This is a genomic window from Kribbella sp. NBC_01505 (assembly GCF_045040285.1).
Lineage (GTDB): Bacteria > Actinomycetota > Actinomycetes > Propionibacteriales > Kribbellaceae > Kribbella.
This window is the reverse complement of the sequence record NZ_CP109425.1, coordinates 7,080,020-7,092,289: the sequence shown is the minus strand read 5'-3', so window position 1 is coordinate 7,092,289 and position 12,270 is coordinate 7,080,020. Positions and strand designations below refer to the sequence as shown.

The 12,270-nt window shown below is 67.9% G+C and carries 12 protein-coding genes; 4 read left to right on the top strand and 8 right to left on the bottom strand.

Translation table 11 applies throughout. The features are described from left to right. Nucleotides 1-19: 19 nt before the first annotated feature. Entirely contained in the window at nt 20-106 is an 87-nt protein-coding gene (locus tag OG474_RS33430; protein WP_363818422.1) for a putative leader peptide, read from the bottom strand. Nucleotides 107-311: 205 nt separating this feature from the next. Here OG474_RS33430 and OG474_RS33425 point away from each other — a divergent pair, with 205 nt between their 5' ends. Then, a complete protein-coding gene (locus tag OG474_RS33425) occupies nt 312-2,885 on the top strand; it encodes a family 78 glycoside hydrolase catalytic domain (protein WP_405057595.1) in 2,574 nt (857 codons plus the stop codon). Here the strand turns inward: OG474_RS33425 and trmB are convergent. The 4 genes from trmB to OG474_RS33405 form a co-directional block, all read right to left on the bottom strand. Further along, entirely contained in the window at nt 2,866-3,570 is a 705-nt protein-coding gene (gene trmB / locus OG474_RS33420; RefSeq protein ID WP_405057594.1) for a tRNA (guanosine(46)-N7)-methyltransferase TrmB, read from the bottom strand. The genes OG474_RS33425 and trmB overlap by 20 nt on opposite strands. Before the next feature lie 10 nt (nt 3,571-3,580). Further along, nucleotides 3,581-4,027 (bottom strand): SRPBCC family protein, encoded by a 447-nt coding sequence (locus tag OG474_RS33415; RefSeq protein WP_405057593.1) that lies wholly within the window; start codon nt 4,025-4,027, stop codon nt 3,581-3,583. 23 nt (nt 4,028-4,050) lie between these two features. Then, a complete protein-coding gene (locus OG474_RS33410) occupies nt 4,051-4,374 on the bottom strand; it encodes an ArsR/SmtB family transcription factor (RefSeq protein WP_405057592.1) in 324 nt (107 codons plus the stop codon). Between the two features lie 219 nt (nt 4,375-4,593). Continuing rightward, nucleotides 4,594-7,575, bottom strand: a complete 2,982-nt coding sequence (locus OG474_RS33405) for a bifunctional [glutamine synthetase] adenylyltransferase/[glutamine synthetase]-adenylyl-L-tyrosine phosphorylase (RefSeq protein ID WP_405057591.1) — start codon at nt 7,573-7,575, stop codon at nt 4,594-4,596. Nucleotides 7,576-7,733: 158 nt separating this feature from the next. Between OG474_RS33405 and OG474_RS33400 the strand changes: the two genes are divergently transcribed. Continuing rightward, nucleotides 7,734-8,288, top strand: a complete 555-nt coding sequence (locus OG474_RS33400; RefSeq protein WP_405057590.1) for a hypothetical protein — start codon at nt 7,734-7,736, stop codon at nt 8,286-8,288. Nucleotides 8,289-8,333: 45 nt separating this feature from the next. Next, nucleotides 8,334-8,918 (top strand): peptidylprolyl isomerase, encoded by a 585-nt coding sequence (locus tag OG474_RS33395; RefSeq protein ID WP_405057589.1) that lies wholly within the window; start codon nt 8,334-8,336, stop codon nt 8,916-8,918. A gap of 78 nt (nt 8,919-8,996) precedes the next feature. On the opposite strand, the gene OG474_RS33390 is transcribed toward OG474_RS33395, so the two are convergent. After that, nucleotides 8,997-10,337: a glutamine synthetase family protein gene (locus tag OG474_RS33390; RefSeq protein ID WP_132415057.1), complete on the bottom strand. Its 1,341-nt coding sequence runs from the start codon at nt 10,335-10,337 to the stop codon at nt 8,997-8,999. Nucleotides 10,338-10,536: 199 nt separating this feature from the next. Here OG474_RS33390 and OG474_RS33385 point away from each other — a divergent pair, with 199 nt between their 5' ends. After that, a complete protein-coding gene (locus OG474_RS33385; protein WP_405064642.1) occupies nt 10,537-10,938 on the top strand; it encodes a hypothetical protein in 402 nt (133 codons plus the stop codon). Here the strand turns inward: OG474_RS33385 and OG474_RS33380 are convergent. Both OG474_RS33380 and OG474_RS33375 read right to left on the bottom strand, forming a co-directional pair. Continuing rightward, nucleotides 10,864-11,802: a hypothetical protein gene (locus OG474_RS33380; RefSeq protein ID WP_405057588.1), complete on the bottom strand. Its 939-nt coding sequence runs from the start codon at nt 11,800-11,802 to the stop codon at nt 10,864-10,866. The genes OG474_RS33385 and OG474_RS33380 overlap by 75 nt on opposite strands. Further along, nucleotides 11,799-12,257, bottom strand: coding sequence for a hypothetical protein (locus tag OG474_RS33375; RefSeq protein ID WP_405057587.1), 459 nt, complete (start codon nt 12,255-12,257; stop codon nt 11,799-11,801). Before OG474_RS33375 ends, OG474_RS33380 begins: the two co-directional genes overlap by 4 nt. Nucleotides 12,258-12,270: the final 13 nt, after the last annotated feature.

The window sequence follows — 12,270 nt, the reverse complement described above, 5'->3', positions numbered from 1 at the left end:
CTGAGAGCGACGCCGAAGGTCAACAGGTTGCGGAGGCAACGCGGAGCAGGTCGACATGCCGACGGCGCGTGAGCGCGTCGGCTGGCCGGTTGGCGGTGACCTGCATGCCTCCATGAAAGCGGACAAAGTCCATCAACCGCCTCGTATTTCACGATCCGAGACAACAAATCGCGATGTGAGACAGGTCAGCCCGGGAACGGCGGCGAGCTTCTTCATTGGCGCACCTTTCAGACTTGCTGATGGGTCATGCAGCAGGTAATCAGGGAGGGCATATCGTCCCCATAGACTTTTTTGCTGAGGAGCCGCCGCCGATGCATGCCGGATCGCTGAAGGTCGAGTACGCCGTTCGCCCGTTGGGCACCGACATCGATCGGCCCCGGTTCAGCTGGATCGCCACCGCTCCCGGGTACGGCGCGGTCCAGACGGCGTACCAGGTTCGGGTCCGATCGGAGCGAGCGGAGGTCTGGGACTCCGGCAAGGTCGAGTCGGCTGCGTGCTTCGGCATCGAGTACGACGGTCCCGCGCTCACCCCGCGGACCCGGTACCACTGGACCGTCCGAGTGTGGGATGGCTCAGACCGCGAGACCGAGTGGGCCGCCGAAGAGTGGTTCGAGACCGGGCTGCTCGATGAGGGCTTCGCATCCGCGGAGTGGATCGGCGGCGAGACCTCCAGCGCTCCCCTGCTTCGGCGTGCGTTCAGTGTCGACGGGACAGTGCGGAGCGCGCGGCTGTATGCGAGCGGCCTCGGGTACGCCGACCTGCGGATCAACGGTCAGCCGGTCACCGACGCCGTACTGGATCCAGGTTTCACCGACTACGGCCGCACTGTTCTCTACGTCACGCACGACGTCACCGAGATGCTGCAGACCGGGGACAACGCGGTCGGCGCCGAGCTCGGCCGCGGGTTCTTCGGGATGAACACCCCGAATGTCTGGCGCTGGCACCAAGCGCCGTGGACCGCCGAACCCCGACTGATCGCGCGCCTCGTCATCACGTACGACGACGGTCGGACAGCCGAGGTGGTGAGCGATTCGTCGTGGCGGATCACCGGCGGACCGACGGTCTCGGACTCGCTCTATACCGGTGAGACGTATGACGCCCGCCTCGCCCTGCCAGGCTGGGACACTGCCGGCTTTGACGACTCCGCGTGGGCAGCCGTCTCGGTCGTCGAGGCACCGAGCGGACAGTTGCGGGCGCAGGAGCATGAGCCGATCCGCGTCATCGAGACAGTTGCGCCGGTCGCTGTCGACGAGGTGCGGCCCGGCGTCTGGATCGCCGACTTCGGCCGGACGACGGCCGGCTGGGCGCGGCTGCGCGTCACTGCGCCGGCCGGGACCACGATCAGCTTGACGTACGGCGAGACGGTTGCTGATGGCAACGTCATCGCGGTGAACGGGCATGTCGAGGGCGACCGGATCCAGCGGGACGACTACATTGCGGCCGGCAACGAGGTCGAGGAGTGGGAACCGCGCTTCTCCTACAAGGGCTTCCGGTACGTCGAGATCTCCGGGGGGCTGGATCGCCCGGATGTTCAGTTGCGGGTCGTGCATTCCGACGTCCGATCGGTGACCGGGTTCGAATCGACCGAGCCGGCGTACGAGCAGCTCGAGCAGGCGATGCGCCGTACGGTGCTGAGTAATCTGCACGGGATCCCCACGGACACGCCGTTCTACGAGAAGAACGGCTGGACGGGCGACGCCCAGGTCGGCGCTCCGACCATGCTGGCCACGCTGGATCTGGCGCGTTTCTTCACCAAGTGGCTGGGCGACATCCGCGACAGCCAGGCGGGATCCGGGCAGCTGCCGGTGATCATCCCGACCAACGGCTGGGGTTTCACCGAGCTCTCCCCCGCGACCGAGTGGCCGACCGTCTACCCGATCCTGCTGCACGAACTACATCGCGCGTACGGTGACGAGCGGCTACTGCGCGATCACTGGGACTCACTGACCCGCTATCTCGCGTGGGAACTGGACCGCGTTTCGGACGGACTCTCGGTCAGCGTGCTCGGCGACTGGCTCCCACCCGGCTACAGCGACGGTCCGGCTCCCGAAGACCGGCGGCTGACCGGTACGGCGTACCTGTATCGCGCCGTGCTCGTGGCTGCGGAGATCGGCGATCTGCTGGGGAAAGCGCATGACTACCGGAAGGCAGCTGCCGAGCTGGCGGATGGGCTGAACCAGGCCTTCCTGGATCGGGAAGCGGCGGTCTACCGCAGTGCGGACGATCCGGACTATCGGCAGACGTCGAATGCCGTTCCGCTGGCCTTCGGCATCGTGCCCGAGGAGCCGGCCGTACGGGTCGCGGCGAACCTGGCCGCGGATGTCGAGGCACGCGGATTCCATCTGAACACGGGCTGCCTCGGAGTGGGCGTGCTGCTGCCGGTGCTCACGGCGTACGGATATGGCGACACGGCAACCAAAGTCGCGCTGCAGCGGAGTTATCCCAGCTGGGGTTACTGGTTCGACCTCGGCGCGGACACCATGTGGGAGATGTGGGAGGCGGACTCACGGTCGCGCAACCACTACTTCCAGGGGACGGTCGTGCAGTGGATCCTGGAGAACGTCGCTGGGCTGCGGAACCTCGGCGCAGGCTGGGAGCGGATCGTCGTCCGGCCGGATGCGCGCGGCGAGACCGGGTCGGCGAGTGTCCGGACCTCCACGATTCGCGGAGAGGTGGCCGTGATGTGGCGGCGGAAGAGCCGGGTGTTCGCGCTGGAGGTGCACGTGCCGGTCGGGATGACCGCGTCCGTGCACGTGCCATCGGAGGCCGCCTCCGATGTTTCCGCCGTACCGCAGTCGTTGGCGGGCGAGGCGACGTACGAGGACGGCTACACGATCTACACGGTGGGCGCGGGGATCTGGAACTTCACGAGCCGGACCGCTTGACGTAGATCAGGTCGCGGACCTCGCGCCCCTCGGCCTGCGCCCGCGACTCGAACTTGGTGACCGGTCGCCATTCGGGTCGCGGGGCCCAGCCGTCGTACTGGTTCCGCAGCGTCGGCTCGGCGTCGCAGACCGCCAGCATCTGGTCGGCGTAGTGTTCCCAGTCCGTTGCCAAGTGCAACGTTCCGCCGGGGCGCAGCCGCGACGCGACGAGCGCGATGAACCCCGGCGCGACCAGCCGCCGCTTGTGGTGCTTCTTCTTCGGCCACGGGTCCGGGAAATAGATCCGGACGCCGTCCAGCCCGGCGGGCTCGACGTGATCGGTGAGGAACGCGATGGCGTCGCCCTGCAGGAGCCGCAGGTTCTCGAGGTCGTACTTCTCGGCCAGCATCATCAGCTGGCCGAGACCGGCCGTGTACACCTCGGCCGCGAGGTGGTTCACCTCCGGTGCCGCGACCGCCAGCTGCGCGGTCCCCTCGCCCATGCCCGAGCCGATCTCCAGCACTGTCGGGGCCTCGCGCCCGAACCACTTCGCCAGATCCGTCGGCCCGGCGGGCAGATCCTCCAGCTTCGACCCCAGCTCGGACCAGTGCTCGTCCCAGGCACGCCGCTGCCCGGCCGTCATGCGCACCCCACGCTGCGTGGTGCTCAGCACACCCCGCCGCTGCTTCCGATCCGTCGTCTCCACCAGGTTGATTCTAAGAGAGCTCGATCTCCAGAGTGCGCCCGGTCTCCAGGAAGGTCTTGAGGTTGGCCAGGATCGGGCCCCAGCCGTTGCGCCAGGCCTCGACCTCGTCGGCCGTGATCTCGTCGTGCACGACCTGCAGTTTCACGACCTTGGGACCGGCCGGCTCGATGGTGAACGTGACGCGGCTCACCGGCCGATCGGCGTGCTCCTCGAGGTACTCGTTCTTGAAGGTATAGGCCAGCGTCTTCGGCTCGTCGTACACGAGCACCTCACCGGAATCGGTCAGGCTGTCGTCCGCACTGTCGAAGAAGCTGACCTTCGCGCCGACCGTCCAGCCGGACTCGATCCGCCGGCCGAACCAGTACAGCTTGGTGAACTCCCCTTGGGTGAGCGCCGCCCAGAGCTTCTCGGGCGTCGTCTCGATGTACGTGACATGGATCATCGCGGGCTTGGTCATCACTTCTCCATCTCTGCAAAGGCCTATTCTTCAAGGGCTTGGTCTTCGAGCGCGGCCTTCAGCGCACTGAGCGCGGTCAGCTTGTCGCGCTCGTAGTTGCTCAGCCAGCGCTCGGCGATCTCGTTGATCGGCACCGGATTCAGATAGTGGAACTTGTTCCGGCCCTGCCTGACGGTCACCACCAGATTCGCGTCCTCAAGAATCCGCAGATGCTTCGTCACCCCCTGCCTGCTCAGCTCCGGCAGCAGCTCACACAACTCGAGCAACGTCTGCCCGTTCCGCAGCCGCAACCCGTCGAGCAACCGCCGCCGCCCCTCATCGGCCAACGCCTTGAACACCAGCTCCACCCCCACACCATAGGCAACCAAAAGGTTGCCCGTCAACCGCGCCAACGCCTTGAGCACCCCTCAACCATTTCCGAGCCCGATTCGTGGTTGATGCGTGCTCAAAGCACGTTGCCCCCTCGGCCTTGAGCACGGCTCAGCCACTTTCCGAGGCGAAATGTGGTTGATGGGGGCTCAAAGCAGTTCGCCCCAGAGCGCCGTACGGCGAGTGCTGGGGTGGGGTCAGTCGTCCCAGAAGAGGTGGGCGACGGTGTTGTGGGCCCGGCGGGTGATGCGGAGGTAGTCGTCGGAGAAGCGGCTGGATTCGCCGGGTGGGTAGCCGCAGATCTGGGCTACGGCGGCCAGGTCCCTCGGGTCGGTCGGGATGGAGTCGCCGGGGCGGGCGCGGACGAGCATGATCGCGTTGCGGATGCGGGAGGCGAACTCCCACGCGATGCCGAGGGTTTCGGCCTCGGTCGCGTCGACCAGGCCGGCTTCGACGCCGGCGCGAAGGGCGGCGAGGGTGCGGGTGGTGCGCAGGCCGGGGATGCGGTGGGCCTCGCGGAGCTGAAGGAGCTGGACGGTCCACTCGATATCGGCCAGGCCGCCGCGGCCGAGCTTGGTGTGGGTACTGCGGTTCGCTCCGCGCGGCAGTCGCTCGGCGTCCACTCGCGCCTTGATCCGGCGGATCTCCATCACGTCGCGCTCGTTGATGCCTTCCGCCGGGTAGCGCAGCGGATCGATCAGCGCGCGGAACGCCGTACAGAGGTCGCCGTCACCGCAGAGCGGGTCGGCGCGCAGCAGCGCCTGCGCCTCCCAGACCGCGGACCAACGTGCGTAATAGGACGCGTACGACGCGAGCGTCCGAACCAGAGGTCCTTGCCGACCCTCCGGCCGCAGGTCCGCGTCGATCGCAACCGCGGGATCGGCACCGGGCAAGGCGAGCAGGCGACGCAGCTCGGTCGCCGCTTGGGTGGCGAAATCGGTCGCGGCCTTCTCGTCGGCGCCGGGCAGCGGGTCGTGGACGAACATCACGTCGGCATCGCTGCCGTAGCCGAGCTCGTGACCGCCGAAGCGGCCCATCGCCACGATCGCCATCCGGGTCGGCTCCGGCGCGCCCTTGGCGACGGCCTTCCGCGCGACCTCCAGAGCCGTGGTCAGCGTGCCGATCGAGATCCCGGTCAGCGCATTGCCGACCGCCTCGACGTCGAGCAGCCCGGACAGATCCGCGGCAGCGACCCGGAACAGCTCGCGCCGGCGTACGGCGCGGATCGCGGCCACCCCCGCTTCGGGCTGATCCTGCCGACGGGCGGCCGACGACATCTCGGTCCGCAGACCTTCCGGCGTCCGCGGGACGAGCTCGCGCTCATCGGCGAGCATCGCAGTCGCTTCCGGCGCGCGTTGCAACAGATCAACGGCGTACCGGCCGCTGGCGAGCAGGTGCGCGAGACGCTCGGCCGAGGCGCCTTCGTCGCGGAGCTGGCGCAGGTACCACGGGGTTGAGCCGAGGCTGTCCGAGATGGTCCGGAACGCGAGCAGACCGGCATCCGGGTCAGGCGATTCCGCGAACCAGCCGAGCATCGCGGGCAGCAGCGCCTTCTGGATCGACGACCGCCGCGACACTCCCTCGGACAACGCCTCGATATGCCGCAACGCCGACGCGGGATCGGCGTACCCGAGCGCGGTCAGCCGCTGCCGCGCTGCCTCCGGCGTCAGCCGGACCTCGCCGCCGGGGATGCGCGCGACAGCCGCGAGCAGCGGCCGGTAGAAGAGCTTCTCGTGCAACCGGCGAACCTCGAGCGCATGCTTCTTCCACGCGCTGATCAGGTCCGCGACCGGGTTCTTGGTGAAACCGAGTGAACGCCCGAGCCGCCGCAGGTCGGCCTCGTCCTCAGGAACCTGATGGGTACGCCGTAACCGGTAGAGCTGGATGCGGTGCTCCATCGAGCGCAGGAAGCGGTAGGCATCAGCCAGTACGGCGCCATCCGTGCGACCGACGTACCCGCTCGTCGTCAACGACTCCAGCGCGATCAACGTCGTACCGCTCCGAACAGCCTCGTCGCTACGCCCGTGCACGAGCTGCAGCAGCTGAACGGCGAACTCGACATCGCGCAGCCCACCCGGCCCGAGCTTGAGTTGGCGATCGACATCGGCGGCCGGGATGTGGTCGATCACCCGGCGCCGCATCGCCTGCACATCGCCGACGAACCCTTCCCGATCGGCCGCCGACCAGACCAGCTTGCCGATCCGCTCGAGGTACTCGCCACCGAGCTCGGCATCACCGGCGACCGGCCGCGCCTTGAGCAGCGCCTGGAACTCCCAGGTCTTCGCCCAGCGCTGGTAGTAGGCCAGGTGACTCTCGAGCGTGCGGACAAGCGGGCCGGACTTGCCCTCCGGACGCAGCGCCGCGTCGACCGGCCAGAGCGTGCCCTCGCCGGTGTGGTCGGAGCAGATCCGCATCGTTGCCGCGGCCAACTGGGAGGCGGTCTTCAGGGCCGGCGCTTCGGCTTCACCCTCGACCGGTTCAGCGACGAACAGGACGTCGACATCGCTGACATAGTTGAGCTCCCGGCCACCACACTTGCCCATGGCAATGATCGCGAGCCGGCAGTCGGCCGCCTCCGGATGCGCGGCGAAGTAGTTGTTCCGCGCGATCCGCAGCGCAGTCTCCAACGCTCCGCCGGCAAGATCAGCCAGTACGGCGGCGGTCTCGTCGACCAGCAATCCCTCGGCCAGATCCCGCGCCGCGAGCCGAAGCAGCAGCCGGCGGTATTCGACCCGGAGCGCGTCGACCGGCTTCTCGGCATCCACCGCGGAGGCGAGCTTCGCCGCGACATCCTCGATCGACGGGCGCGAGCCGGTCAGCGTCGGATCGGCCAGGTCGTACCAGTGCCGCGGATGGACGCTGAGGTGCCGCCCGAACGCCTCGCTCGCCCCGAGCACGAAGATCAGCCGGCGCCGGAAGTTGTCATCCAGCTCGAGCGTGCGCACGAACGAACCGACGTCGTACTGATTGCGGTCGAGCGCCTCCACCATGCCGAGCAGGCTGTACAGCGCGAGATCGGGATCGGCCGACTCCGACAACGTCGTGATCAGCGGTTCGGTCGCGATCGGCCCGTGCGGGTGGAGTGCGTCCAGCTGCTGCAGCAACTGCGCCGCCCGCTGCGGGTCCCCGAATCCCAGCCGAACCAGTCGCCCTTCCCCGGACCCTCTCGCCTCCGCCACGACCGTCAGGCTACCCACTTCCCGCGCGCCGCAGCACGGCCGCGGGGCACGTCGCGTGACAGAATCTCGACAGTAGCGCGACCAGGTTGCGAGGGGATTGCGGTAAACACACGGAGTTGCCTGGCATATTCAGGCTGTAGTCGGCATGATGAGTCCTCATGGTCATGATGACGGGGTCGCTCGCCGTCCGGGGCATGGTCGTCTGGCTGACGCCCCAGCAGGGTGGGCGAGTGTCCGGACCACCCGAGCCGGACTACGACTACGACTACACAGGTACGGCGTTCCTGCCGCCACGAACCCCCGCGGACGGGCAGGCGGGCGTCTCGCTGCGCCGCTTCGCCCCGGGCGCCTGGCGCACTCCGGTCGAGGGAATTATCGTTCCCGGACAGGAGAATCGCAGTCAGCAAGTGGTTCCGGGCTGTCTGGTGGTGATCACCGAAGGCGTCCGGCCGGTCGCGTTCCTCACGGTCGAGGAAGTGCACGCGATGGCCGACGACGGTACGCCGGTGATCCCACCCGACCCGCTGCCGTTGCCGGTGATCGAGCCGGCCGAGCCGGTGCCAGTGCCGGCAGATCCGGTTGAGGCGCCGTACCGGCATTCGACAGCGGCGGCCCGCTTCACCTCGACGCATTCGTCCGACAGCATCCCGGCCGAACCTCTCACGGCCGAGCCCAACCCGGACGAACTGATCAAGGCCGCCAACTCACTCTGAACACACTCTGTTGCAATCCGGCTACTCGGTGTTAGTTTCAGAGGTATGCGTCACTGGCTAGCTTCTCAATTTGCAGGGGTTGTCGCCGTCCTGCTAGTCGCCGCTGCCGTGCTCGTGCTCGAGAGCTGGACCGTGCACGCCACTCCGACGATGTTCAAGAACTGCACCTACACCCGGACGACCACCGACGGCTCCGTGCGGCCGCCGTACTCGCTGGCGCCGCTGCTCGGCTCCGTGAAGGTCACACTCAAGACCGACCGCGGCACCCTCGAGCTACGGCTCGACCGCGAGAACGCGCCCTGCGCGGTGCACAGCTTCACCCACCTGGCACTCCAGCGGTACTACAACGGGACCCCGTGCCCGCGCCGTACTCGGGCGATCCTCGAGTGCGGCGCGGGGCGGCCCGGCTACCAGTTCCCCGCCGAACTCACCGGCAAGGAGAACTACCACCGCGGCGTAGTTGCCCTACGCAACGAAGGAGCCGGCAACGGCAGCACCTTCTTCCTGGTGCATGGTGTACAAGGCGCCCCTACCGGCTCCACCATCATCGGCGTAGTCACCAACAACCTGACCACCCTCGACCACATAGCCGCCCACCCCGTCCAAATCCAGCAAATCCTCATCGGCTAACCGCTAACGTCCGAAAGACCCGCACACCCAGCCTCCGGATCGTCGGACGTTAGCGCCGCGGCCACCGGATAAGGGCGGCTAGAGGACTGGGAGGAGTTTGTTCAGTTCGAAGGGGGTTACCTGGCGGCGGTAGTCCTGCCATTCGGCGCGCTTGTTGCGGAGGAAGAAGTCGAAGACGTGCTCGCCGAGGGTCTCGGCGACCAGCTCGCTCTCCTCCATCGCGTGGATCGCTTCGGCGAGGCTGCCCGGCAGGGGCTTGATGCCGAGGGCCTTGCGCTCGCGCGGGGTGAGCGACCAGACGTCTTCCTCGACCTCACGCGGCAGCTCGTACCCCTCCTCGATGCCCTTCAGCCCGGCCGCGAGCATCAGCGCGAAGGCGAGATACGGGTTCGCGGCCGAATCCAGCGAGCGGAACTCGACCCGCGAGGACTGGCCCTTGTGCGGCTTGTACATCGGGACGCGGACCAGCGCGGAGCGGTTGTTGTGACCCCAGGAGACGAACGACGGGGCCTCGTCACCGACAGCGAGCCGCTTGTACGAGTTCACCCACTGGTTCGTGACCGCGGTGATCTCGGCCGCGTGGTGGAGCAGGCCGGCGATGAACGCGCGGCCGGTCTTGGAGAGCTGGTACTGCGCGCCGCCCTCGAAGAAGGCGTTCCGGTCACCCTCGAACAGCGACATGTGGGTGTGCATGCCGGAGCCGGGCTGGTCGCTCAGCGGCTTCGGCATGAAGGACGCGTAGATGCCCTGCGACAGCGCGACCTCCTTCACCACGACGCGGAACGTCATGATGTTGTCCGCGGTCGACAGCGCGTCGGCGTACCGCAGGTCGATCTCCTGCTGGCCCGGGCCGCCCTCGTGGTGACTGAACTCGACCGAGATGCCCATCGACTCCAGCATCGTGATCGCTTCCCGGCGGAAGTCGTTGCCGATCCCCTGCGGGGTGTGGTCGAAGTACCCGGACGAGTCGACCGGCTCCGGCGTCGTACCGACCGCGCCGACCAGCGACTTGAACAGGTAGAACTCGATCTCGGGGTGCGTGTAGAAGGTGAAGCCGAGGTCGGCGGCCTTCGACAGGGTCCGCTTCAGCACGTGCCGCGGGTCCGCGAACGACGCGGAGCCGTCCGGCATGTTGATGTCGCAGAACATCCGGGCGGTGCCCATGGTCTCGCCGCGCCACGGCAGGATCTGGAACGTCGACGGGTCCGGCTTGGCCAGCATGTCCGCCTCGGTCACCCGGGCGAACCCCTCGATCGCGGAGCCGTCGAACCCGATCCCCTCGGAGAACGCGCCCTCCAGCTCGGCCGGCGCGACCGCCACCGACTTCAGGAACCCCAGCACATCGGTGAACCAGAGCCGCACGAAGCGTACGTCGCGCTCCTCGAGTGCGCGCAGTACGAACTCCTGCTGCTTGTCCATTACGGTCCACCTCGCTCGTCAGTTGTGCGGCCTCACACAGTGTGCCCCGCCTCTGTTAAGCAGACGTTACGTGCTGCAGGCGACATCATGCTGATCAGGTCGGGTCTGGTGGCTCCGCGCCGTAGCGAGCATGTGCTCGGCACCGCAGTAGGTGCGGAGTCATCAGACCCGACCTTGCCCTACCGTGTCCCTCGTGCAAATGACGTTCCGGGTCGCGTTGGTGGTTGCCGCGATCCTGTGTCTGAGCGATCTGCTGCTCTCGACGGCCCGCTTCGTGCAGTCGGTCCGGCACCGCCGGCCGGCCGAGCGCGACGTCCTCGGGCGGCGCTGGCTGCCGCTGCCGGAGATCGGCTTCGGGATGGTCGCGTTCTGTTTCCCCGGCCTGATCACGCTCGGACTGACCCACCACGACGCCGACAACCTGCCGACCCGGCAGATCCTGCTGGTCGCCTTCGTCTTCGGGTACGCCGGTGCGGTGCTCTCGCGGATCGTCCGGACCCCGGGGCCGGGTGGCCGGCGGTTCCGGCTACGCGCCGGCCTGCTGCTCGGCCTGCCCGCTGCGTTCGGGCTGGTCTTCGGTCTCTCCGGTATCGCGATCTGACCGTCGCTTCGCGAACCACGGCACGATCCGCTCGAGAGGCGCGAAGGCGAGCCAGCAGACCACGGTCGGCAGGAAGTGGATCAGCAGGATCGCCGTGTTCGCCACGTGGAACCCGAGGAAGAACAGCGCGCCGAGCAGTTGCCACCGGCCCTTGAGCCAGAGGATCACCGGTGAGAAGAACTCACCGATGAACCCGACCCACTGCATCACGTGCAGCATCCACGGATGGTGCAGCAGCCACTCCCCGACCGGGTGCGGCCGCCGGACGATCGCCCAGGTCAGGATCGCGCTCCCCGGCCAGGTGAACTTCCACCCCGGGCTGCGCACCTTCGCGACCCAGGACAGGAAGTAGGTCGCGATCACGCTGATCTGGATGCACCGCACCGCCCACCCGGCCGCCTCGGAACGGGTCTGATCGCCGTACGCCGCTCGCCCGCGGACCGTGGACTTCACCGTCGGAAGGACCCAGAGGGCGACGACCAGGGCCAGGTGATCGTGGTCGACCTTGCCGTCGCTCATCCCGATCAGCACCCACCAGGTGAACGCCGGGGCGACGATCCAGCCGGCGACCCGCGGGAACCAGTTCGTCGCGCCGATCAGGCAGGCCACGATCAGGACGACGTACAGGGTGGTGGTGTTGGCGACCGACGGCTTGGGGAGGTCGAAGATGCGGGCCAGGAGCAGCGGTTGGTAGAGGCCGGGGTGCTCGCCTTTGAGGCGGGTGTCGCGGACGAACGCGTGCATGTCGAGGATGACGAAGAGGTAGAGGACCGTCCGCAGCCAGGCGACCCGGGCCAGCGCGATCTTCGGCGTGAACCAGTCGGCGATCCGCGTGCTCACCGGGGGCTTGACGGTGGTGCTCATCGGCGGACCTGCCAGGTCGCGAGCACCTCAGGGGCCGGCGGGCCGACGACCCGGCCCTTGACCAGTTGGGTGGTGTCGCGGATCAGTTCGAGCTTCACGTACTGCGGCTGGTCGGGGTGCTTCTTCTTCCAGCCGTCCGCGACCTGCTGCAGGAGCGCCGGGTCCTTCTCGATCTCGCCGGTCCGGGCCTCGATCTCGGCCCGGGCGACGCCGGCGCCCTCGATGTTCAGCGGTACGTCGACCGTCGTACCGGCGTCGGTCTGCGCGCTGATCCGGGTGAAGGTGACCGAGGCGTCGTCGGCGACACTTCCCGCGTACTGCGACATCGGGCCGAACGGCCACGCGTCGTCCGATGCCCGCGCCGAGCCGTTGACCAGCAGCACGATCCCGACCACCGCTACCGCTACCCGGACCGTCTTCCCGACCCGTCCGAGCTTGAGCTCACCTTCTGTCACTCGTCGTATTAGA